Annotated in this window: 17 protein-coding genes; 6 read left to right on the forward strand and 11 right to left on the reverse strand. The window is 63.6% G+C overall.

What is annotated here, in order from left to right; translation table 11 throughout:
• Positions 1-25 precede the first annotated feature (25 nt).
• Both mlaE and AC07OK_RS20125 read right to left on the reverse strand, forming a co-directional pair.
• Positions 26-811 (reverse strand): lipid asymmetry maintenance ABC transporter permease subunit MlaE, encoded by a 786-nt coding sequence (mlaE, locus tag AC07OK_RS20120; protein ID WP_494691952.1) that lies wholly within the window; start codon positions 809-811, stop codon positions 26-28.
• Positions 808-1,626 carry an ABC transporter ATP-binding protein gene (locus AC07OK_RS20125; RefSeq protein ID WP_494691953.1) on the reverse strand — a complete coding sequence of 273 codons (819 nt, stop codon included), beginning with the start codon at positions 1,624-1,626 and terminating at the stop codon, positions 808-810. The genes mlaE and AC07OK_RS20125 overlap by 4 nt, the downstream gene beginning before the upstream one ends.
• Positions 1,627-1,887: 261 nt before the next feature.
• Here AC07OK_RS20125 and AC07OK_RS20130 point away from each other — a divergent pair, with 261 nt between their 5' ends.
• From AC07OK_RS20130 to AC07OK_RS20140, 3 genes are read left to right on the forward strand one after another with little or no spacing between them, the layout of a single operon-like run.
• Positions 1,888-2,703: a PEP-CTERM sorting domain-containing protein gene (locus tag AC07OK_RS20130; protein WP_494691954.1), complete on the forward strand. Its 816-nt coding sequence runs from the start codon at positions 1,888-1,890 to the stop codon at positions 2,701-2,703.
• 18 nt (positions 2,704-2,721) lie between these two features.
• Entirely contained in the window at positions 2,722-3,597 is an 876-nt protein-coding gene (locus AC07OK_RS20135; RefSeq protein ID WP_494691955.1) for a GNAT family N-acetyltransferase, read from the forward strand.
• On the forward strand, positions 3,581-5,428 hold the full coding sequence (locus AC07OK_RS20140) for a tetratricopeptide repeat protein (protein WP_494691956.1): 1,848 nt from the start codon (positions 3,581-3,583) through the stop codon (positions 5,426-5,428). The genes AC07OK_RS20135 and AC07OK_RS20140 overlap by 17 nt, the downstream gene beginning before the upstream one ends.
• Before the next feature lie 68 nt (positions 5,429-5,496).
• Here the strand turns inward: AC07OK_RS20140 and AC07OK_RS20145 are convergent, their stop codons facing one another.
• The 7 genes from AC07OK_RS20145 to AC07OK_RS20175 all read right to left on the reverse strand — a co-directional run bounded on the left by AC07OK_RS20145 (position 5,497) and on the right by AC07OK_RS20175 (position 19,397).
• A complete protein-coding gene (locus tag AC07OK_RS20145) occupies positions 5,497-6,960 on the reverse strand; it encodes a glutamate synthase subunit beta (RefSeq protein ID WP_494691957.1) in 1,464 nt (487 codons plus the stop codon).
• A 35-nt stretch (positions 6,961-6,995) separates the two neighbouring features.
• A complete protein-coding gene (locus AC07OK_RS20150; protein WP_494691958.1) occupies positions 6,996-11,723 on the reverse strand; it encodes a glutamate synthase-related protein in 4,728 nt (1,575 codons plus the stop codon).
• A gap of 195 nt (positions 11,724-11,918) precedes the next feature.
• Entirely contained in the window at positions 11,919-12,620 is a 702-nt protein-coding gene (locus AC07OK_RS20155; protein ID WP_494691959.1) for an REP-associated tyrosine transposase, read from the reverse strand.
• 57 nt (positions 12,621-12,677) lie between these two features.
• On the reverse strand, positions 12,678-14,273 hold the full coding sequence (locus tag AC07OK_RS20160; protein WP_494691960.1) for a methyl-accepting chemotaxis protein: 1,596 nt from the start codon (positions 14,271-14,273) through the stop codon (positions 12,678-12,680).
• 104 nt (positions 14,274-14,377) lie between these two features.
• Positions 14,378-15,058: a response regulator transcription factor gene (locus tag AC07OK_RS20165; protein WP_116991391.1), complete on the reverse strand. Its 681-nt coding sequence runs from the start codon at positions 15,056-15,058 to the stop codon at positions 14,378-14,380.
• Between the two features lie 55 nt (positions 15,059-15,113).
• The gene (locus AC07OK_RS20170) at positions 15,114-16,247 is read right to left on the reverse strand and encodes a PAS domain-containing sensor histidine kinase (RefSeq protein WP_494691961.1); all 1,134 of its coding nucleotides are present in this window, start codon (positions 16,245-16,247) and stop codon (positions 15,114-15,116) included.
• Positions 16,248-19,397: a DEAD/DEAH box helicase gene (locus AC07OK_RS20175; RefSeq protein ID WP_494691962.1), complete on the reverse strand. Its 3,150-nt coding sequence runs from the start codon at positions 19,395-19,397 to the stop codon at positions 16,248-16,250.
• A 215-nt stretch (positions 19,398-19,612) separates the two neighbouring features.
• Between AC07OK_RS20175 and AC07OK_RS20180 the strand changes: the two genes are divergently transcribed.
• The 3 genes from AC07OK_RS20180 (at position 19,613) to AC07OK_RS20190 (ending at position 22,958) form a co-directional block, all read left to right on the forward strand.
• On the forward strand, positions 19,613-21,961 hold the full coding sequence (locus tag AC07OK_RS20180; protein WP_494691963.1) for a Tex family protein: 2,349 nt from the start codon (positions 19,613-19,615) through the stop codon (positions 21,959-21,961).
• An 81-nt stretch (positions 21,962-22,042) separates the two neighbouring features.
• A complete protein-coding gene (grxD, locus tag AC07OK_RS20185) occupies positions 22,043-22,354 on the forward strand; it encodes a Grx4 family monothiol glutaredoxin (protein WP_492923359.1) in 312 nt (103 codons plus the stop codon).
• Entirely contained in the window at positions 22,347-22,958 is a 612-nt protein-coding gene (locus AC07OK_RS20190; protein ID WP_494691964.1) for a UbiX family flavin prenyltransferase, read from the forward strand. Before grxD ends, AC07OK_RS20190 begins: the two co-directional genes overlap by 8 nt.
• 22 nt (positions 22,959-22,980) lie before the next feature.
• Here the strand turns inward: AC07OK_RS20190 and AC07OK_RS20195 are convergent, their stop codons facing one another.
• Together AC07OK_RS20195 and AC07OK_RS20200 are read right to left on the reverse strand one after the other, a co-directional pair.
• Complete coding sequence (locus tag AC07OK_RS20195) at positions 22,981-23,109, reverse strand: hypothetical protein (RefSeq protein WP_256367502.1); 129 nt, start codon at positions 23,107-23,109, stop codon at positions 22,981-22,983.
• A gap of 290 nt (positions 23,110-23,399) precedes the next feature.
• Positions 23,400-23,807 carry a hypothetical protein gene (locus AC07OK_RS20200; RefSeq protein WP_494691965.1) on the reverse strand — a complete coding sequence of 136 codons (408 nt, stop codon included), beginning with the start codon at positions 23,805-23,807 and terminating at the stop codon, positions 23,400-23,402.
• Positions 23,808-23,932: the final 125 nt, after the last annotated feature.

Consider the following 23,932-nt stretch of genomic DNA (forward strand, 5'->3'; position numbering starts at 1 on the left):
AGTTTCTTATCTTGTACTTTAACGCTTATTTGCTGAACATCAGCGCCGTCATCATGAAGTCCAGCCACCAGATCATCAGCGATGAGATCACGACCGTGCGGGTGGTGGCGCGCGCCACGTCTTCCGGGGTCGGCTGGGCTTCATAACCCTGGTACAGCGCAATGAAGGTGATGGCGATGCCGAACACCACGCTCTTGGCAAAACCGTTGAAAATATCTTTCCAGATGTCGACGCCGCCCTGCATCTGCGACCAGAACGCGCCGTCGTCGACGCCGATCAGCTGCACGCCGACCAGCCAGCCGCCCAGCACGCCGACCGCGCTGAACACCGACGCCAGCAGCGGCACCGAGATCACGCCGGCCCAGAAACGGGGCGCCAGCACGCGCTGGATCGGGTTGACGGCCATCATTTCCATCGCCGACAGCTGCTCGCCGGCCTTCATCAAGCCGATTTCGGCGGTCAGCGAGGTGCCGGCGCGGCCGGCAAACAGCAGCGCGGTGATCACCGGGCCCAGTTCGCGGGTCAGGCCCAGCGCCACCAGCAGGCCCAGCGACTGCTCGGCGCCGTATTTGTTGAGCGTGTAGTAACCCTGCAGACCCAGCACCATGCCGACGAACAGGCCGGACAGGGTGATGATCAGCATCGAATAATTGCCGATGAAGTGCAGTTGCTCGACCAACAGCGCCGGACGCCGCAGCAGGCCGGGCGACACGCCCAGCATGTTGCCGAAGGTACGGGCGCCGTAGCCTATGCTTTCAACGTAATCGCGCAGCGGCGCGCCCAGCTTGGACAACCAGTTCTTGATGCTCATAAGACGTGCACTCCCAGGCCCAGGTCATCGGCCAGGGACTTGCCTGGATAGTGGAACGGCACCGGGCCATCGGCCTCGGCGTTGACGAACTGCTTCACGTACGGGTCGGTCGACACCACCATGTCGGCCGGCGTGCCGTGGGCGACGATCTTGCCCTGCGACAGGAAGTACACGTAGTCGGCGATGGCGAAGCATTCCTTGACGTCGTGCGACACCAGCACGGTGGTCGAGCCCAGCGCGGTATTCAGGTTGCGGATCAGGTTGGCGGTGACGCCCATCGAGATCGGGTCGAGGCCGGCGAACGGCTCGTCGTACATAATCAGTTCCGGGTCCAGCGCGATCGAACGCGCCAGCGCCACGCGGCGCGCCATGCCGCCGGAGATTTCGCCCGGCTTGAGCTTGGCGGCGTTGCGCAGGCCGACGGCGTGCAACTTCATCAGCACCAGGTTGCGGATCAGCTCTTCCGGCAAGTCGGTATGCTCGCGCAGCGGGAAGGCGACGTTTTCAAAAACGGTCAGGTCGGTGAACAGCGCGCCGTGCTGGAACAGCATGCCCATCTTGCGGCGCAGCAGATACAAGCCGGCGGTGTTGAGCTTGTGCACGATCTGGCCCTGCACCTTGACGTGGCCGCGCTGCGGGCGGATCTGGCCGCCGATCAGGCGCAACACCGTGGTCTTGCCGCTGCCCGAGCCGCCCATCACTGCGATTACCTTCCCGCGTGGGAAGTCCATCTGGAGCCCCGACAGGATCGAGCGCTTTCCATAGGAGAAGTGTAAATCACGGATTTCGACTAGATTAGCCACGACTGAACTCATTGTTTTTAATGCCGTATTGTAGTGCAGAAAGGTTAATCTCTGCTGGCGCCCCCGTCTTTTGTGACAGGAAGACGCATCGTAAGTAGCAGATAATACAACACTACTGAACCTAAAGTCAGCAATTTACACCTATCAAGAATTGTTACATTGCTGCATCGCACAACATCTATGCGACATTGTTGCGGCCAGAAACAATATGTCGATTGACAACATATGTGTAAATGATGACAATCCCTGTTCCCTTTTCGAAACAGAGCCGCCATGCCAAGTCCATCCAACATGTTGCCTAACAAAAAACTCGCCGGTACCGCCGCGCTGCTGGCCCTGACCTCGCTGGCGGCGCATGCCGACGTGATCCGGGTCGACGGCATCAACCAGACGCTGGGAGGGCGGTCGCCCGGCGTCGGCAATCCCCCCCTCGCTTCTATCGCCGTGGATGTAGACCACAACGGCACCACCGACTTCTCGCTGGCGGATAATTGGTCCGTCTACGGCACCACCTATATCTCGGCCGGGGGCGGTTCCCTCTACGCCTTCTACGTTTATGACCGCTCGGTCAAGGTCGCCGCCCAGGGCGTGGCGGCAGGCGCGGTGGCCGCCGGCGCGCTGATCGGGCCGTCGCTGACGATGTCGGGCACGACGACCCTGGACCTGACCACCAACGCGCGGGTAGGCTCGATCATGGGACCCTGCAACAACGTCGGCAAAGGCTCTGGCGGTAGCCAGCAATGCAACAACTACCCGGTGCTGGCCAGCACCATGACCAACAAGAATATCGGCGACAACCTGCTGGTGCCGTTCCAGTTCGCCAGCGGGCAGCAGACGCAATACGGTTGGATAGACGTGTCCATCCAGGACTCGATGACCGGTAGGGCCGCCAATGTCCCGTACGTAGTGACACTCAACGGTTACGGTTACGACAATACCGGCGCCGCAGTGGCCGCCGGCGCGGCCGCCTTCACCAGTCCGGTACCCGAGCCGTCGTCGCTGCTGATGCTGGCCAGCGGCCTGGCCGGCATCGCCGCCTACCGCCGCAAAGGCCGCGGCCGGCGCAACGACGCCGCGCTGCCGGCCTGAAGCGAGGTAGTGCCGCCGATGGCGACGGTGCATGTCGCCGTGGCTCAACCGGGCGAACTCGACCTGGCTTTCGCCTTGCTGCCCGACGTCGCCAACCTGGGCGTGGCGACCGAATCGGTGCTGCTCGCCCGCCGCGCCAACGACCACGCGATCGTCGGCGCGGCGGCGTTTTCAGCTATTCCGTGGGAAGTGCGGCGCAGCGGACTACGCGGCGCCATCTTCGTGCTGCCCTCGCAGCGCCGGCGCGGCATCGGCGGCGCGCTGCTGGCGGCGCTGAGCGTGGCGCTGCGGCAATGGGACGTCGATTACCTGCACGCCTGGGGCGAATGGGACAGCGCCGACGCACCGCCTTTCCTGGCGCGCAAGGGATTCACACCGCAGCGCGCGGTGCTGCATTTTGAGGTGGACACCCGCAACGCCTGCCAGCAGACCAGTCTGATGCTCGAGCGCCTGCACGCCGGCCGGCGTATTCCAGCCGGCGCCGCCGCCATGCCGCTGGCGCCGCGCCATCTGCCGCAGGCCATCGCGCTGTACGGCAGCTACGCCCGGCTCCCCCTCGGCACCGCCGCCGCCCGCTTCGAAGCCGCACTGGCCGACCCGGCTTGCGCCGTGCTGTCGCAGGTGGTCGAACTGAATGGCGAGCTGATCGGTTTGTTGCTGTGCAAGCCGAACCAGGAATTGCCCGAAGTGGACCTGTGGATCACCCAACCCGGCCATCGCCACGGCTGGCCGGCCCTGCTGCTGCTGGACGCGTCCGCCCGGCAACTGGCGGCGCTGGCGCGGCCACGCTTCCGGTTCAGCTGCAACGACGCCGCCAGAGCCACCTTGCAGATAGCCCGCCGCACCGACGCCACGCTGCTGCACACCACCCATACCTATGCACTCGCCCTCTGAAGCGCGGAGCGCACCCGCGCTGGTCATGCTGGCGCTCGACGGCGTCGACTGGAATCTGTTGCAGGAACTGGACGAGGGCGGACTGACGCCCTTTCTGTCCAGCCTGGTGGGCGCCGGCACTTGGGCGCCGCTCGACTTTCCGCTGCCGGCCTGCGCCGACAGCGGCTGGACCAGCGTCGCCACCGGCATGCAGCCGGACCGCCACGGCATCCTGCACCCGCTGACGGCCATCGACGGCTCGCTGTTCATGCAGGCGCCCGGCGCCGCCGCGCTGCGCACCGAGGCCATCTGGCACGCGGCCGACAACGCAGGCCGCCACGCGGCCGTGATCGGCTGGCCGGTCACGCGCGGACTGCGGCTGCGCCACGGCACCGTCGTCGCCCCCGGTGCCAGCGCCGCGCCGGCCGACGACGAACACGCCTGGCCGCTGGACCCGCAAGCGGTCTGGCCGCCCGAGGTGCGCGAGCTGGTGCACGCCGCGCGCCTGGCGCCCGGCGACATCCAGGCACCAGACCTGCACTTCCTGCTAAGTCCGCTGGACACGGCCGCCCGGCGCCGATTGGCGGGCACGGCGGCGGCGGCGCTGGCCGAATGCGCGACCCTGCACGCGCTGGGAACTGCCGCCATCGAACAACGCGGCGCCGAGGTGCTGGTGTTGCGCCTGCCGTTTATCGCCGTCATGGCCGCCGCGCTGGCCGGCGTGCCGGACCGGCAGGCCGCGCGCCTCTGTCTGGCCCGCTGCCACCAGTTTCTCGACCTGCTGTGCGGCCGCTACCAAAATCTCGCGGGCCGCGAGGCCTGCTTCGCGGTCCTGTCGAACGGTGCGCGCGACGCCGGTTTCATGCTGCTGTGCGGCCCCGGCATCGCGCGCGACCAGGCTATCGCACCGGTGGCCGCCTGCGATATCTGGCCGACCGTGGCGCTGGTGCTGGGCTTGCCAGTCGCCAGCGAGCTCGACGGACGCGTGATCGACGAGGCGCTGGCCGCCGCGCCGGTCCGCATGAAAGCAAACGCAGCTGCGGTGGCGCCGCTGACGCCGGCCGGGATCCGCGTCACCCCGTCGTCGCCGGCATTGTCGGCAGCGGAATTGGCGATGTTCGAACAAGAGGGTTTGACGCTGCCCGATTTCGCGCCGCAAATTGCATTTGCCCGTAGCGTCGAATGCGAGACGCGCCTGACGCTGGCGACGATGACGGCGTTGCGCGGCGACCGCAGCGCGGCGCTGGAGCAGCTGCGCGCATTGGAGTACCGCTTCGACGTCGACCTGAACGTGCGCATCGCGCTGGCCGAGCAGTTGCTGCTGGCCGGCCAGTTCGACGAATGCCTGGCCATCACACGCGACTTTCCGCTGGTGCGGGCGGGAGGCGACTGGGCCGATGCGACCGAAGGCATGGTTGCCTTCGCCAGCGGGGACTGGCCGCTGGCGATGACACGCCTGGGCGCATTGGCACGCACCCAGGCGGCATCCCCGGCAGCAGCCACGCCGCCAATCAACGCCGCCATGTGGATGGGCCGGGCCCAGCTTGCGCAGCGGGAATGGGAATTGGCGGCAGCCAGCTTCCGCGCCGCGATCGCGCATGACGGCCGCGATTATTTCGCCTGGTCCGGATTGGGGATGGCCGAGCGCATGCTGGGGCAATGGCGGCACGCGGCCAGCGCCTACGGCCGCGCGGTCAGCCTGGGACCGCGTTCGGCGGAGGCGCTGCTCGATCTCGCCATAGCGTGGGAACACTGCGGCGATATGAGCCTGGCCGCGCAGGCGCGCGCGCGGGCGATGCGAATCGATCCAAGGGCGGTGGCCGGAATGGCAAGGCTTACCACGACAGAATAAAAAAAACCGGCAGGAACGGGGATCACCCATTCACTACCGGCGGAGACAGGCTACTTCGGCCGCAGGGATTAGCGCGGTAGTTCCGAAGTACCCATCAAAAACTCATCGACCGCGCGCGCGCATTGGCGGCCTTCGCGGATCGCCCACACCACCAGCGACTGGCCGCGGCGCACATCGCCGGCGGCAAATACGTTGGGGGCGGAAGTCTTGTAACAGCCTTCGCCGTCCGTGGTGGCCTTGGCGTTGCCGCGTGCATCTTTCTCGACACCAAAAGCGTCCAGCACGTTGGCGACCGGCGACACGAAGCCCATGGCCAGCAGCACCAGGTCGGCCTTCATCTCGAATTCCGAGTTCGGCACTTCAGCCATCTTGCCGTCTTTCCACTCGACGCGGCAGGCGACCAGCTTCTCGACCTTGCCGTTCTTGCCTTCCAGGCGCTTGGTGGCCACCGCCCAGTCACGCTCGCAGCCTTCCTCGTGCGACGAGGAGGTGCGCAGCTTGGTCGGCCAGTAAGGCCAGACCAGCGGCTTGTTCTCTTGCTCCGGCGGCATGGGCATCAGTTCGAACTGGGTCACCGAGGCGGCGCCGTGGCGGTTCGAGGTGCCGACGCAATCGGAACCGGTATCGCCGCCGCCGATCACCACCACGTGCTTGCCGGTGGCTTTCAGCTGGTCTTTGACCTTGTCGCCGGCGTTGACCTTGTTTTGCAGCGGCAGGAAGTCCATGGCGAAATGCACGCCCTTGAGCTCGCGGCCAGGCACCGGCAGGTCGCGCGGCTGTTCGGCGCCACCGGCCAGGACGACGGCGTCGAAGTCCTTGGCCAGGTCTTCAGGGAAGATGGTTTCCTTGGCCCAGTTGTTGACGTTGGCAGGGAAGTCCTTGCCAACCAGCACGCTGGTGCGGAACACCACGCCTTCGGCTTCCATCTGCTTGATACGGCGGTCGATATGCGACTTTTCCATCTTGAAGTCTGGAATGCCGTAGCGCAGCAGGCCGCCGACGCGGTCGCTTTTCTCGAACACGGTGACGGCGTGGCCGGCGCGCGCCAGCTGCTGCGCCGCCGCCAGGCCGGCAGGACCGGAGCCGACCACGGCGACCTTCTTGCCCGATTGCTGCTCGGCCGGCTGCGGCACGACCCAGCCGTGTTCCCAGCCTTCGTCGATGATCTTGTGCTCGATCGACTTGATGCCGACCGGATCGTTGTTGATGCCCAGCGTACAGGCGGACTCGCACGGCGCAGGGCAGATGCGGCCGGTGAACTCCGGGAAGTTGTTGGTCGAGTGCAGGGTGTCCAGCGCCTCGCGGTAGTTGCCGCGATACACCAGGTCATTCCAGTCCGGGATGATGTTGTTGACCGGGCAGCCGGTGTTGCAGAACGGGATGCCGCAATCCATGCAGCGCGCGCCCTGCACCTTGGCCTGTTCATTGGTCAGGGTGATGACGAATTCGGAATAGTTTTTCAAACGCGTAGCAGGCGGCAGATAGCTCTCGTCCTGACGCTTGAATTCCATGAAGCCGGTGATTTTACCCACGATAAGTCCTTAAATATTGTTCTGTACGGTCAGCATCAGGCTGCGATCGGCTGGGCGGATGCGGCTTCGTTCGCCACATCCTCGGCCATTTCGGCCAGGGCGCGCTTGTATTCGCTCGGGAAGACCTTGACGAATTTGCCGCGGCCTTCGGCCCAGTTGTCCAGCAACAGGCGGGCACGGGTGCTGCCGGTGTGCTTGAAGTGGCGCTCGATCAGGCGCTTCAGGATCACTTCGTCCGCTTCGCGGCCGTGGTCCTTGTGCTGCACGTGCCAGGTTTCGCTTTGGGCTTCCTGCTCCTTGACGGTCAGCACCGGCTCCAGCGTCACCATCGAGGTGTTGCAGCGCGCTTCGAAATCGCCGTCCGGGTCGTACACGTAGGCGATACCGCCCGACATGCCCGCCGCGAAGTTGCGGCCGGTGGCGCCCAGCACCACCACGGTGCCGCCGGTCATGTATTCGCAACCGTGGTCGCCGGTGCCTTCGACGATGGCGGTGGCGCCCGAGTTACGCACGGCGAAACGCTCGCCGGCCACGCCGTTGAAGAAGGCTTCGCCGGCAATCGCGCCGTACAGCACGGTGTTGCCGATGATGATGTTGTTCACCGCCCAGCCGCGGAACTCGGTGTTCGGACGCACGATGATGCGGCCGCCCGACAAGCCCTTGCCGACGTAATCGTTGCCTTCGCCGACCAGGTCGATGGTGATGCCGTGCGCCAGGAAGGCGCAGGCCGACTGGCCAGCCGTACCTTGCAGCTGGATGTGGATGGTGTCGTCCGGCAGGCCGGCGTGGCCGTAGCGCTTGGCCACTTCGCCCGACAGCATGGTGCCGACGGTGCGGTTGACGTTGCGCACCGGCGAGATGAACGACACGCGTTCGCCTTTTTCCAGCGCGGCCTTGGCTTGCGCGATCAGCTTGTGATCGAGGGCCTTGTCCAGGCAGTGGTCCTGTTCCTTCGTGTGATAGATGGAATCGCCGCTCGGCACTTCCGGCGAGTAGAAGATGTTGCTGAAGTCCAGGCCCTTGGCTTTCCAGTGCGTGATCGCCTTGGATTTGTCCAGCAGGTCGACGCGGCCGATCAGCTCGTCATAGGTGCGGATGCCCAGTTGCGCCATCAGCTGACGGGCTTCTTCGGCGACGAAGAAGAAGTAGTTGACGACATACTCGGGCTTGCCGGAGAACTTGGCGCGCAGCACAGGATCCTGCGTGGCGACGCCGACCGGGCAAGTGTTCAGGTGGCATTTGCGCATCATGATGCAGCCCTCGACCACCAGCGGCGCGGTGGCGAAGCCGATTTCGTCGGCGCCCAGCATGGCGGCGATGACGACGTCGCGGCCGGTGCGCATCTGGCCATCGGCTTGCACCCGAATACGGCTGCGCAGGCCGTTCAGCACCAGGGTCTGCTGCGTTTCCGCCAGACCCAGTTCCCACGGTGTGCCGGCGTGCTTGACCGACGACAGCGGCGAAGCGCCGGTGCCGCCGTCATGGCCGGCGACCACCACGTGATCGGCCTTGGCCTTGGTCACGCCGGCGGCCACGGTGCCGATACCGACTTCCGACACCAGCTTGACCGAGATCGAAGCGCGCGGATTGGCGTTCTTCAAGTCGTGGATCAGCTGGGCCAGATCTTCGATCGAATAAATATCGTGGTGCGGCGGCGGCGAGATCAGACCCACGCCCGGCACCGAGAAGCGCAGCGTAGCAATGTATTCGGATACTTTATGGCCTGGCAGCTGGCCGCCTTCGCCAGGCTTGGCGCCCTGCGCCATCTTGATCTGGATCTGGTCGGCCGAGTTCAGGTAGGCCGCGGTCACGCCGAAACGGCCGGACGCCACCTGCTTGATGCGCGAGCGCAGCGAATCGCCTTCCTGCAAGGCAATATCGACCACCATCTGCTCTTTGCCCATGACCGACGCCATGGTCTCGCCCTGCTTGATCTTGATGCCCTTCAGTTCCATCGTGTAGCGCGATGGATCTTCGCCGCCTTCGCCGGTGTTGGACTTGCCGCCGATGCGGTTCATCGCCACCGCCAGCGTGGCGTGGGCTTCGGTCGAGATCGAGCCCATCGACATCGCGCCGGTCGCGAAGCGTTTGACGATTTCCTTGGCCGGCTCGACTTCGTCCAGCGGGATCGCCTTGCTCGGATCGAGCTTGAACTCGAACAGGCCGCGCAAGGTCAGGTGGCGTTTGGTCTGGTCGTTGATCAGCTGGGCGTACTCCTTATAGCTGGAGAAGTTGTTGCTGCGGGTCGAATGCTGCAACTTGGCGATCGCATCCGGGGTCCACAGGTGGTCTTCGCCGCGCACGCGGTAGGCGTACTCGCCGCCGGCGTCCAGGTGGTTTTCCAGCACTGGATCGTTGCCGAAGGCCAGGTTGTGCAGGCGCAGCGCTTCTTCCGCCACTTCAAACACGCCGATGCCTTCGACGTTGGAGGCCGTGCCCTTGAAGTACTTGTCGACCAGCGACTTGTTCAAGCCGACCGCTTCGAAGATCTGCGCGCCGCAGTAGGACATATAGGTCGAAATGCCCATCTTGGACATGACCTTCATCAGGCCCTTGCCGATGGCCTTGGTGTAGTTGTAGACCGCCTTCTCGCCGGTCATGTCGCCCGGCATGCCGAGCGCCATCTCGACCAGCGTTTCCATCGCCAGGTAAGGGTGGATCGCTTCGGCGCCGTAGCCTGCCAGCAGCGCGAAGTGGTGGGTCTCGCGGGCCGAGCCGGTCTCGACGACCAGGCCGGTGGAGGCGCGCAGGCCCTTGCTGACCAGGTGCTGGTGCACGGTCGAGGTGGCCAGCAGCGCAGGAATCGCCACGCGCTCAGGGCTCACCGAACGGTCCGACACGATCAGGATGTTGTGGCCGGACTTGACCGCATCGACCGCTTCGGCGCACAGCGAGGCCAGGCAGGCTTCCACGCCGTCCTTGCCCCATGCCAGCGGATAGCAGATGTTGAGCTCATATGACTTGAACTTGCCGCCGGTATGCGCGCTGATGCCGCGCAGGCGGGCCATGTCGTCGAAGCCCAGCACCGGCTGCGAGACTTCCAGGCGCATCGGCGGATTGACGTTGTTGGTGTCCAGCAGGTTAGGCTTGGGGCCGATGAAGGACACCAGCGACATCACCATCGCTTCGCGGATCGGGTCGATCGGCGGGTTGGTCACTTGCGCGAACAGCTGCTTGAAGTAGTTGTACAGCGGCTTGAGCTTGTTGGACATGACGGCCAGCGGCGAGTCGTTGCCCATCGAGCCGGTCGCTTCTTCGCCGGCGGCGGCCATCGGCGCCATCAGGAATTTCAAGTCTTCCTGGGTGTAGCCGAAGGCTTGTTGGCGGTCCAGCAGCGACGGCGTGGCTTTTTCGCCCTGGGCCGGTGCGACATCCTTGGCGCGGTTGTGCGCCAGCTGGCTTTCGCTGAGCTTGATTTCGTTGAGCTTGATGCGCACCGCGTTGATCCATGCCTTGTAGGGCTTGGCGTTGGCGTAGGTGTCTTTCAGCTCTTTATCGTCGATGATGCGGCCGGCTTCCAGGTCGATCAGGAACATCTTGCCTGGTTGCAGACGCCATTTCTGGATGATTTTCGATTCAGGAATCGGCAGCACGCCCGATTCCGAGGCCATCACCACCAGGTCGTCGTCGGTGACGATGTAGCGGGCCGGGCGCAGGCCATTGCGGTCCAAGGTGCCGCCGATGTAGCGGCCGTCGGTGAAGGCCATGGCGGCCGGGCCGTCCCATGGTTCCATCATGGCTGCGTGATATTCGTAGAACGCGCGGCGATTGTCGTCCATCGTGCCGTGATTTTCCCAGGCTTCCGGAATCATCATCATCATCGCCTGGGCGATCGGATAGCCTGCCATCAACAGCAGTTCCAGCGCGTTGTCGAAGCAGGCGGTGTCCGACTGGCCTTCATAGATCAGCGGGAACAGTTTCTGCAGGTCGTCGCCCAGCACGGCGGACTTCATCACGCCTTCACGGGCGCGCATCCAGTTGAAGTTGCCTTTGACGGTGTTGATCTCGCCGTTGTGGGCGATCAGGCGGTACGGGTGGGCCAGCGGCCATTCCGGGAAGGTGTTGGTCGAGAAACGCTGGTGCACCAGCGCCAGCGCGGAAATGCAACGCGCGTCTTGCAGGTCTTTATAGTACACGCCGACCTGGTCCGCCAGCAGCAGGCCCTTGTAGACGATGGTACGGGCCGACAGCGAGGCCACAAAGAATTCTTTGCCGTGGATCAGTTTCAAGGCCTGGATGGCGTGGCCGGACGACTTGCGGATCACGTACAGCTTGCGTTCCAGCGCGTCGGTCACCATGATGTCGGCGCCGCGGCCGATGAAGATCTGGCGGATCACCGGTTCTTTGGCGCGCACGGTAGGGGACATCGGCATGTCGCAATCGACCGGCACATTGCGCCAGCCCAGCACGACCTGGCCTTCGAGGCGCACGGCGCGCTCGATTTCCTGCTCGCAAGCGATGCGGGAAGCGTTTTCCTTAGGCAGGAACACCATGCCGACGCCGTATTCGCCTGGCGGCGGCAGTTCCACGCCTTGCTTGGCCATCTCGTCGCGGTAGTACTGGTCCGGGATCTGGATCAGGATGCCGGCGCCATCGCCCATCAGCGCATCGGCGCCGACGGCGCCCCGGTGATCGAGGTTTTTCAGGATCAACAGACCCTGTTCCACGATGGAGTGGCTCTTGTTGCCCTTGATGTGGGCGACGAAACCGACGCCGCAGGCATCGTGTTCATTGGACGGATCGTACAGACCTTGGGCTTTCATGGGGGGCTCTCCACTGCAATTTTGACTAACGAAAAGCTAGAGTAGTGCAATGCAGCGTAAACTTCAACAATAACAATTAGGGTCGGAGTCAGATTAATTTTCCACAAGTTGCTGAAAATTTTAATTAGGGACAGAGTGATGCGGGGTTTAAAAAAACCGCAGGAACTGGCGATTCCTGCGGTTTTGATATGCTGTTCAGGCCGCTTCCGGCTTGATTTTGAACGGTCTGCCGCGCTTGGCCGGCAATACCTGGCGCTTGACCTTGTGCTGTAACGCCGTCTTGAATTGCTCGCTGCCCAGCGGCCAGCCCTTGAGCAGCGCCTGGCTGATGCTGGCCACCTCGTCCTCGCTCAGCGTCGGCTCGGCCAGCGCGATATAGGCCGCCTCGCGCTGGAACGGCGTGTTGCCCAGCTCCCAGAACTTCGGATGGTCGACGATCAGGCCGTCCGAGCGCAGCCCGGCGTGGTGCGGATAGCTGGACCACGGATAATCCTCGGCCCGCCCCACCATGCCGTTGCGCACCGGATTGAACTCGATATATCGGCTGCACGACATGAAGTATTGCTCTGCGTCGATAAGCGAGGTTTTGTAGCGTCCATTCCACAAAGTACCGCTGCGGCCATATTTTTGATTGAAATAGGGCACGTAGTAGCGGCCTATCCACTGCATCATCTGCCCCAGGCCATCCGCATCGGCCGGCGTGACCAGCAAATGCAGGTGGTTCGGCATCAAAACATAGGCGTGCACCGCCACTTTGTAGTTCTTGGCGGCGGTGCGCAGCCAGCCCAGGAAGGTTTGATAATCTTCCGTGTCCTGGAAGATAACCTGGTTGTTATTACCGGTCTGGATGACGTGATGCGGCTGGCCGGGGACGATCAAACGGGGTAGACGTGCCATAAATTTGAGCAAAATGTATCGAATACGGCCATTCTACACCACTCTGTCCCCGATTATTCAAGCACCCAGCAAAACTGGCCTGACTCTGTCCCTCTTTTTGCTCATGTTGCCGGAAAGCTGGAACACGCTGACCACGCGGGCCAGCGCGCCGCTCTGGTCCTGCAGGGCGGCGGAGGCGGCGGCCGCTTCTTCAACCAGCGCGGCGTTCTGCTGCGTCACCTGGTCCATCTGCGCGATGGCGCGGTTGATCTGCTCGATGCCATTGGTCTGTTCGGCGCTGGCGGCGGTGATTTCGCCGATGATATCGGTCACCCGCCGCACGTTGACGACGATTTCCCGCATTGTGCTGCCGGCCTGGGCCACCAGGCGCGCGCCGCTTTCCACCTTGTTGACCGAATCGCCGATCAGGGCCTTGATTTCCTGGGCGGCGCTGGCGCTGCGCTGGGCCAGGTTGCGCACCTCGGTCGCCACCACGGCGAAGCCGCGGCCCTGCTCGCCGGCGCGGGCCGCTTCCACCGCCGCGTTCAAGGCCAGAATATTGGTCTGGAAGGCGATGCCGTCGATCACCGCGATGATATCGACGATTTTATGCGCGGAAGCGCTGATCTCGCTCATGGTGTCGACCACTTCGTCGACCACGCTGCCGCCCTTGACCGCCACTTCCGAGGCCGACAGCGCCAAGGTATGCGCCTGGCGCGAGTTGTTGCCGTTCTGCTTGACGGTGGCGGTCAGTTCCTCCATCGACGAGGCCGTCTGTTGCAGCGAGCTGGCCTGCTGTTCGGTGCGGGCCGACAGATCGAGGTTGCCGCTGGCGATCTGGCCGGAGGCGGTGGCGATGGTGTCGGTGCCGCTGCGGACCTGGCCGACGATATTGACCAGGCTGGCGTTCATGTCCTTCAGCGCCTGCAGCAGCATGCCGGTCTCGTCCTTGCTGCGCACGTCGATCTTGCTGCTCAGGTCGCCGGCGGCGACGGTCTGCGCCACCCGCACCGCCTTGTGGATGGGGCCGGTGATCGAGACGCCGATGATGTAGGCGAACCAGGCGCCCAGCACCAGCGCGCCGGCCGTCAGCCCCAGCAGGAAGCGCTGGCCGGAATGGTATTGCGTCTGCACGTCTTCCCCCAGCGCGCGGCCGACGCCGGCCTCGTAGTCGCCGATTTTCTGCACGCTGTCCAGATAGGCATTGAATTGCTGTTCCAGCTTGCTGTCGGCCAGCGCGCGGGCGCCGGCGATGTCGCCGCTCTTCTTGAGCTTGAACAACACGTCGCGGCTGGCCGCATAAGCCTTGCGCACCGAGGCGACCGTCTCCAGCAAGGCTTTTTCCTCATTGCTGACGAGCAGGGGTTCGAGTTGCTTCTGGATGGCGTTGACGCGCGCGCGGGTGGCGGCGGCTTTTTCGGAGAGCGCCGGCGATTCGGCGGTTTCGGTATTGCGGGCAAAGGCCAGTACGCTGACGCCGCTGATGCTGATCTGGTTATGCCATTCGGCGGTCAGGCGCTCCTTGACGCTGGCGCTGCCGACCATTTGTTCGGTCAGGTCGCCCACCGCCTGCAAGCGCCACATGCCGGCCATGGCCATGCCGACGACCAACAACATCACCAGGCCAAAGCCGCCGGCCAGGCGTATCCCAATCTTCCAATCGCTGTAACGCATTGCAATTCTCCCCAACAGTTGTAGGTGGAAAATTCATGCTACGTCAAAGCTGCGCTTAGGAAACTCTCACATTTCCACATAACAAAATTACTATCGGGATTGAATCAAGACAAGTTGAAGCTGGCGGACAGGCTGTAGCCTTCGCCATAGGCGCTGCGCAGCGGCAGGTCCTGGCCCAGGCCGGTGCGGGCTTTTTTGCGTAAACGATACACCAGCATGTCGACCCGGCGTCCGGCGTCCGGATCGTCGCCGCCGATGCCGGCCACGATGACCTGGCGCGGCACGGGACGGGTGTTAATCGTCAGCAGATGCAGGAAATTGCATTCTTTTTCGGTCAGGGTGATCGCCATGCCTTGCAGTTCCAGCTGGCGGGCGCTGACTTTGAGGGTCCACTTGCTGGGCGCCGGAATGGTTTCCTGCGGGCCGACGCGGCGATCCAGCGCCTCGATGTGGGCGGCCAGCTCCGGGAATTTGATCGGCTTGGTCAGGTAGTGGTCGGCGCCCAGGCGCAGACCGAGGATGCGGTTGTCGAACGCGACCCGGCCGGTCAGCACCAGCAGGCCGATTTGCGGATACAGCTGGCGCATCCGGGGTATCACATTGAAACCGTCTTCGTCCGGCAGGCCCAGATCGAGCACCACCACGCCGACATTGCCCTGGCTGAGGGCCGACCACATTTCGCTGGCGTTGTTAGTGATGTGCACTTCGTGTTCAAGCTCAGTCAAAAACTCTGCCATTTCTTCGGCATAGTCCAGATTGTCTTCCACGATGAGTATTTGCGTCATTGATGCGCCATTCGATCGATTATTGAGCAACAGTGCTCAGTCCTGCCTTGCTATTTCAGCTTGCGCTCAAGGAATTATCACTGCTGCCACCCGCCCGCGCAAGGCTTTTCCCGGCGCTGGCCGCTATGGGCAGCCAAATCCGAAATTCGGTGCCGCTTTCAGAAACATTTGTTGCCGTCAACGTCCCACCGTGTGCATCCACCACCGCGCGCGCCATATACAGGCCCAACCCCGATCCGGCGATGCCGGCGGCGTTGCTGCCGCGGAAGGATTTGTCGAACACATGCGCCAATTCCGCCGCCGGCAGACCGGCTCCGTGATCGCGCACCAGGAACTCGACGCCCCCTTCGCTTGCCATTTTGCCTATCAATTCTATCGGAGTATTGATAGTTGTGTACTTAATTGCATTGTCGAGCAAAATTTCCAGGCATAAACGCACACCGGCGGGGTCGCAACGCATCCATTGCGGCAGCGATTCGGTCCGCACGCTCACGGCGGGACGGCGGCTGCGCGCCTGCTCGGCCACCGCTTCCAGCAGCGCGGCGGGGCAGATTTCGTTCGGTTGGCGTTCGCGGCCGATGCTGGCCATGCGCTCGGGCGACAGGTACTCGTCCAGCATCGCCAGCATGCGGTCGACCGCGGTCTGGATCTTGCGGTAGCGCTTGCGCGTGCCTTCGTCGTGGTGGGCGCCGGTCATTTCCAGGCGCTGCACGGCGCCATCGATGGTCGACAGCGGCGTGCGGAATTCGTGCGACAGCATGGAGGCGAACTTTTTCTGCTGCGCGGCCAGCTCGCGGCGCGCGCTCAGGTCGCGCACCACGCCGACCACGCTGACGGCGACGCCGCGCCCGTCGAGGATCAACGTCGATTCGATTTCCACCGGCAGCAGGCGGCCGTCCGCATGGGGCAATTCGGTCTCACGCAGCAGGCGCACGCGGCTCTGGTCGCCGCCGGCGTGGCGCTCCAGCCTGGCGGGCAACTGCCGCAACAGGCCGGCCGCCAGCGCCTGCGCCGAGTCCAGCGTGTAGCCGAACTGGCGCTCGGCGGCCGGACTGAGCCAGGATAGTTGCAGGCTGGCGCAGTCGGCCATCCAGCTGACCTCGTCGCTGTGCTGGAGCAGCAGGCGATAGCGCTCGGCCTCGGCCTGCGACTGGCGCAACGCCGCTTGCAGTTCGGCGACGGTCGCCACTTATTCCGCCAGCGGGGCGAAGATCTGCTGCAAGTCTTCCTGGGTGAGCGCCATTTTCTGCGACTCGCCTTCGGCCAGGATGGATTGCGCCAGATCGGATTTCTTCTGCTGCAGCACCTGGATTTTTTCCTCCAGCGTGCCCTTGGCGATCAGCTTGTAGACGAACACCGGCTTGTCCTGGCCGATGCGCCAGGCGCGGTCGGTGGCCTGGTTTTCCGCCGCCGGGTTCCACCACGGATCGTAGTGGATCACGGTGTCGGCCGCCGTCAGGTTCAGGCCGACGCCGCCAGCTTTCAGGCTGATCAGGAAGATCGGCACCGCGCCCTGCTGGAAGGCCGCCACTTGCGCGCTGCGGTCCTTGGTTTCGCCGGTCAGCAAGGCATACGGGATGTCGCGCGCTTCCAGTTCCTCCTCGATCAGCTCGAGCATGCTGGTGAACTGCGAGAACACCAGGATCTTGCGGTTCTCTTCCAGCAAATCCTCGACCATCTGCATCAGGTCGATCAGCTTGGCCGAGCCGGCCGTCTGCTTCTTCGACGGCAGCGACTTAACCAGGCGCGGATCGCAGCACACCTGGCGCAGCTTGAGCAGCGCCTCCAGGATGACGATCTGGCTGCGCGCCACGCCCTTGCGGTCGATTTCATCGCGCACCTTCTGGTCCATCGCCAGGCGCACCGTCTCGTACAGGTCGCGCTGGGCGCCGGTCAGCTCGACCTTGCGCACCATCTCCGTCTTCGGCGGCAATTCCTTGGCGACGTTGTCCTTGGTCCGGCGCAGCAGGAAAGGCTTGATGCGGCGGTTCAGCAGCGCGCGCCGCAGCGGATCGTCCTGGCGCTCGATCGGATGACGGAACACGGTGTTGAAACCCTTCTCGTCGCCAAGCAGGCCCGGCAGCAGGAAGTGGAATTGCGACCACAGCTCGCCCAGGTGGTTTTCCAGCGGCGTGCCGGACAGGCACAGCCGGTGGCGCGCGCGCAGCAGACCGGCGCTCTGCGCGGCCTTGCTGCGGGTGTTCTTGATGTAGTGCGATTCGTCCAGGATGACCAGATGGAAATCATGCTCGCGCAGTTTTTCCTCGTCGCGCGGCAGCAGCGCGTAGGTGGTCAGCACCAGGTCGGCTTCCTCGATCTGGTCGAACTGGACCATGCGGTCCTTGCCTTGCAACAGCAGCACGCGCAGGCCGGGGGCGAAACGCGCCGCCTCTTCCTGCCAGTTGCCCATCAGGCTGGTCGGCGCGATCACCAGCGCCGGCGCGGTCAGGCGGCCGGCCTCTTTTTCCACCAGGATGTGCGCCAGCGTTTGCACGGTCTTGCCCAGGCCCATATCGTCGGCCAGGATGCCGGCGAAACCGTATTCGCGCAGGAACTGCATCCACGACAGACCGTCGCTCTGGTAGTCGCGCAGCGTCGCTTGCAGGCCGGCCGGGGTGGCGATACGCTTGACGGCGCCGAACTGGTTCAGGCGCGCGCCCATTTCGCGCAGCTCGGCGCCGCCGGTCCAGTTCAGCTCGACGTTGCGGGACAGGTCGTCCAGGCGCGCCGCGTCCAGCGTGGCCATGCGCAGCGAGGTCTTGATCTTGTCGCTGAAGTACAGCTCGCCCAGCGTGGTCAGGATGGGCTTGACGCGCCCCCACGGCAGGGCGACGCGGCTGCCGTCCGGCAAGGTGGCCAGCATCTGGTCTTCGTCGCCGTGCAGCGCGATGGTTTTCGGATTGAAGTCGTTCGGCGCGCTGCGTATCATCTGCACCAGCACCGGCAGCAAGGGCACGCGGTCCTGGTCGACCATGATGCCCAGTTCCAGCTCGAACCAGGCGCGGCCGCCGTCGGCCGGGTCTTCCACCACGTCGGCATACCAGTCGCCGACGTCGCTGACGTCATAGCGATATTTGACGGTTTTCTCCACTTTCCAGCCGGCTTGCTTTAGCGCCGCGATGCCATCGCGGGCGAAGCGCAGCCATTCGGCCTGGGTGGGCAACAGCAGGCCGCCCTTGACGCTGCTCAGCGGCAGCGCGGCGGGCGGCAGGAAATGGCGTTCGGTCAGCAGCGACAGGGCCAGCTCTTCGGCGACGTTGTCGCGCTGGATGATTTCGGTCACTTCGCCCTTCTGGCGCACCACGCGTTGCGACGGGTCGAAAGACACGCGCTCGCCGTCGTAGTCGAAGGACAGCACGGCAAAGTCGTGCCAGCGTTGCAGCGAGCCGTCGGCCAGCATGGCGGCGTCCAGCGTCAGCACCGGACGCGGCTTGACGTCGTCGCGCACGCGCTGCGGCAGCGGTTGCGGCAGCGGCATCAGCTGTTGCAGGCCATGGGCCAGCAGCAGCTGCGACACGCGCATCTTGTCGTTATTGGTCAGCAGCGGGGCTTGCGCCACCAGCGCCTGCAGGTCGGCCAGCGGGATCGAGGCGCCGCCCTGGTTCAGTTGCAGCACGCCACAGGAAAGATTGTCGATATACCACGGCGGATCGGTCGGCAGCATGTAGTCGACCTGGTCGGCGCCGACATGCTTGGCGTTCGGCGCCGCCTGCACCTGCCAGCCGAGGCGCAGGCCCTTGCCCTCTTCACGCCAGGCCAGGTTGGCCTCGCGCATCACGCCGCCCCTGAGCGGGTAGACCAGGCCATTGCCGACGTCGGCCCAGGAATTTGCCCAAAGCAACTTATCCTGTTCGGCCAACATGTTGAGCAGGGCCGCGCCGATCTTGCCGCGCGGCTCGGTGGCGGAGCCGGTCTGGGAATTCTGTCCGCTGCGCATGGCAACGAAGAAACGGATCAAGTCCTCGTCGCCGGCCGCGAGGAAGCTCGGCGGCGCCGACAGCAGCGAAAACACTTCGCTCACCGGGCTGGCCGCGGCGACGTCGCCGTTCGAGCGCAGGCGCGCCTTGTACAGGCACAGCGCCACATGGCGGCCGCCGCTGGTGGGCGCCATCACGTAGATCAGCTTGTATTGGGTTTGTTGCTTCGGATCGGTATCGGCCGGCGGCGCGTTCAGTTTGGCTTTGGGATGCGCTGCCGCATCCACACGCTGCAGCCAGGTGGCTACGGCGTACGACAATTGATTCGCGGGCGGCGCAGGGCGAGCGGGAGATGTTGGGGCGGCCGGAGCAGCTGGCTTGGCGGGAACATCGTCGGTGGCGTCGTCGCGGGTAAAATCCATAGGTCGCATTGTTGGTCAAAGATGGTTCAAAAACGGCAACAGGCGATATTATCCGCCATACACGCGTTCGTGTTTGCGGATTCTTCATAAAACCCGCATGTAAACGTGTTACCTGCGTGTTCCAAAGCCGTGCACAGTCCTTTTGGACTGTCAAGACTGGCACATTCGCGCCGATTGCGTATGATTCCGGGCTTGACTGCTTAGGAATCGCCCACATGTTGCCTTCAATCGAACAACGTCTTGCCCTGGAACTGACTTGCAAACCGGTACAGGTTGCCGCCGCCATCGCCCTGCTGGACGAAGGCGCCACGGTGCCCTTCATCGCCCGCTACCGGAAGGAAGCCACCGGCGGCCTGGACGACATTCAACTGCGCCTGCTCGAGGAACGCCTGCGCTACCTGCGCGAGCTGGAAGACCGCCGCGCCGCGATTGTGGCATCGATCACCGAGCAGAATAAGATGACGCCGGAACTATTAGATGCTGTCATGCACGCAGAAGACAAGACCCGTCTGGAAGACTTATATCTGCCATACAAGCAAAAACGCCGCACCAAGGCGCAGATCGCCATCGAAGCGGGCCTGGCGCCGCTGGCCGACGGCCTGCTGGACAACCCGGAACTGAACCCGGAGATGGAAGCCAACAAATACCTGCGCGAAGCCTTCACCACCGCCGAGGGCAACAATCCCGGCGTGGTCGACATCAAGGCCGCGCTGGACGGCGCCCGCCAGATCCTGATGGAACGCTTTGCCGAAGATGCAACGTTGCTGCAATCCTTGCGCGAATACGTATTGGATCATGGCATTGTTGAATCCAAGGTTATTGAAGGTAAGCAAGACGAAGGCGAAAAATTCGCCGATTACTTCGACTATTCCGAAACCATAGTCACCGTGCCGTCGCACCGCGCGCTGGCGCTGTTGCGCGGCCGCCGCGAAGGCATCCTCGATGTCACGCTGCGGCTGGACACCGAGGCCGAAAAACCGAAGTGGGACGCGCCGCACAATCCGTGCGAAGGCCGCATCGCCGCCCGTTTCGGCATCAAGAACCAGGGCCGTCCGGCCGACAAATGGCTGGGCGACACCGCCCGCTGGACCTGGCGCGTGAAAAGCTTCATGCACCTGGAAACCGAACTGATGGGCGCGCTGCGCGAGCGTTCCGAACTGGACGCGATCAACGTCTTCGCCACCAACCTGAAGGCGCTGCTGCTGGCCGCGCCGGCCGGCCAGCGCGCCACCATGGGCCTGGACCCCGGCCTGCGCACCGGCGTCAAGGTGGCGGTGGTGGACGCCACCGGCAAGGTGGTCGATACCGCCGTGATCTACCCGCACCAGCCGAAAAACGACTGGGACGGCTCGCTGCACACCCTGGGCAAGCTGGCCGCCAAGCACAATGTGTCCTTGATTTCGATCGGCAACGGCACCGCCTCGCGCGAAACCGACAAGCTGGCGCAGGACTTGATCAAGCAATTCCCCGAGCAGAAAATGACCAAGATCGTCGTCTCGGAGGCGGGCGCGTCGGTGTACTCGGCGTCGGAGTTCGCCTCGCGCGAGCTGCCGGACATGGATGTGTCGCTGCGCGGCGCGGTGTCGATCGCCCGCCGCTTGCAGGATCCGCTGGCCGAGCTGGTCAAGATCGATCCGAAGTCGATCGGCGTCGGCCAGTACCAGCACGACGTCTCGCAGACCCAGCTGGCCCGCTCGCTGGACGCGGTGGTCGAGGATTGCGTGAACGCGGTCGGCGTCGATGTGAACACCGCCTCGGCGCCGCTGCTGGCGCGCGTGTCCGGCCTGTCGGCTTCGGTGGCGCAGGCCATCGTTTCCTACCGCGACATCAAGGGCGCGTTCACCTCGCGCGCGGGGCTGAAAGCGGTGCCGCGCCTGGGCGACAAGACCTTTGAACAGGCGGCCGGCTTCCTGCGCGTGATGGGCGGCGAAAACCCGCTGGACGCCTCGGCGGTGCACCCGGAATCGTATCCGCTGGTGGAAAAAATCCTGAGCGACATCAAGAAGGACATCAAGGCCGTCATCGGCGAGACCGCGCTGATCAAGACGCTCAATCCGGCCAAGTACGCCGACGACAAGTTCGGCGTGCCGACCATCTCAGACATCCTGAAGGAGCTGGAGAAGCCGGGCCGCGATCCGCGTCCCGAGTTCACCACCGCCACCTTCAAGGACGGCGTGGAAGAGATCCGCGACCTGCGTCCGGACATGATCCTGGAAGGCGTGGTCACCAACGTGGCCGCGTTCGGCGCGTTTGTCGACATCGGCGTGCACCAGGACGGCCTGGTGCACATCTCGGCCTTGTCGAACACCTTCGTCAAGGATCCGCACACGGTGGTCAAGGCTGGCCAGGTGGTCAAGGTCAAGGTGCTGGAGGTGGACGAGAAGCGCAAGCGCATCGCCCTGACCATGCGCCTGAGCGACAGCGCGCCGCAAGCGGGCTCGCAGCCGCAGCAGCGCGGCGATCGCAACGACCGCAAGAGCATGGGCCAGCACCAGAAGCAGGCAGCCAAGTCCGAACCGGTCGGCGGCAGCATGGCAGCCGCCTTCGCCAAGCTGCGCGGCTGACCTTCCGGCAGTAAAAATACCGGTGCCGGCGTTTTCTTATAAAATGACGGCATCTATTTACATCTTTTCACTGAGGCAGCTATGAGCGACGTACAAACCTGGATCAAAGAAACCGTGACCAGCACCCCTGTGGTGCTCTTCATGAAGGGCACCGCCCAGTTCCCGCAATGCGGCTTTTCCGGCCGCGCCATCCAGATCCTGAAAGCTTGCGGCGTTGAGAACATCGCCACCGTGAACGTGCTGGAAGATCCTGAAATCCGCCAGGGCATCAAGGACTACTCGAACTGGCCTACCATTCCTCAGCTCTACGTCAAGGGCGAGTTCATCGGCGGTTCGGACATCATGAACGAGATGTTCGAGTCCGGCGAACTGAAGGCCTTGCTGGATGCCTGATCGTCCGCGGCGGATTATTATCGCCATCACCGGCGCCACCGGCGCGGTGTATGGCGTGCGTCTGCTGCAACAGTTAGAAGAAGTGCGCAGGTCGGAGAGCCGCCCTATAGAGACGCACCTGATCGTCTCGGATGCCGCGGTCCTCACGCTGCACCAGGAAACCGGCTTGCAGCGGCGCGAAGTCGAAGCGCTGGCCCACGTGGTGCACAAGGTGCGCGATGTCGGCGCCTCGATCGCCAGCGGTTCTTTCCAGTCGGATGGGATGATCGTCGCGCCATGCTCGATGAAGACGCTGGCGTCGGTGGCGCATGGCCTGTCGGACAACCTGATCGCGCGCGCGGCCGACGTGGTGCTCAAGGAGCGCCGCCGGCTGGTGCTGATGGTGAGGGAAACGCCGTTCAACCTGGCGCACTTGCGCAATATGACGGCGGTGACGGAAATGGGCGGGATCATTTTCCCGCCGCTGCCCAGCTTTTATCACAAGCCGCAAAGCATTGCGGAGATGGTCGACCACACGGTCGCCCGGGTCATCGACTTGTTCGGCATTGAGCACACGCTGGCCCCGCGCTGGAACGGCATGAAGCCGACCAGCGAGTCCAACTAAGTACTGCGCCTGCTACCCCAGCCTAGCGTTTATCGAACTGCGATCCGCTGGCCTTCTTCAGATCCCGTGCTTCCTCGACCATGCGGCGGTGGGCAATGCGCTTGCGCATTACTTCCGCGTGCTGGGCGGCGGTCATTGGGGGGACGGTCATCAAATCTTTTAGCTGCGCGACGTTGCTGTAGTTACTTTTCATAAGACGGCTCAAAAGCTTGGCTCCCGAAGTAAATGCTGCGGCTCAGCGATAGCTGATTACCTATTGTGCCTCAAATCCGTGTCGAAACTATGACAATTCGTAAAGCCCCCGAAAATAAAAAAAGCGCCCCCTAAGGGACGCCCTATCCGAACAAAAACCGGCTAAACCGTGAAACTAGTTTCACACGGAAACACTTTGGAACTCAGCCACAAACGGTCAAAATAACTCCGTAGTAGTACTTAAAATGACTACTTTTGGTGATTAACCCGTACCAACATGCGAATAAATTCGCGTGCGATCTGGCGGTGATGCTCGTCCAGGCGTTGCAAATCCGCGATCAGCTTGACGTCAGCCGACTCGAAACGCGACAGGCCGTTGCCGCCTTCGCCAGTCGGCGCGTCCGCTTCGGCGCCGCCAAAGCGCAGCCATTCGGCCGGCACGCCCAGCCACTGGGCGATCATGCGCAGCTTTTCCTGGGTCGGAATCGCCTCGCCTACCAGCCATTTACGGGCGGCGTGGACGGTGATGGGCCGGCCATCGAAGCGAATATTGAATTCCCGCGCCAATCGAGTCGGGCTGTCGGGGGAGTAGTGGGCGTTTTTGAGAGCCTGTTGCAAGCGCTGGCTAAAGCTTTCGCGTTCATTAGAAGAATTCATAATTGCACTATTTCACGTTGCGTCATGAAAGTCAGTCTCTTGTTTTTAAGATCTGATTGTGACGTGATGGGATTTTATAATTAACACTTTATCCTCTGTAAGTGCAAGCACGGGCTGGAACCCGC

This window comes from Duganella sp. GW821-FHT07G03 (assembly GCF_059418605.1).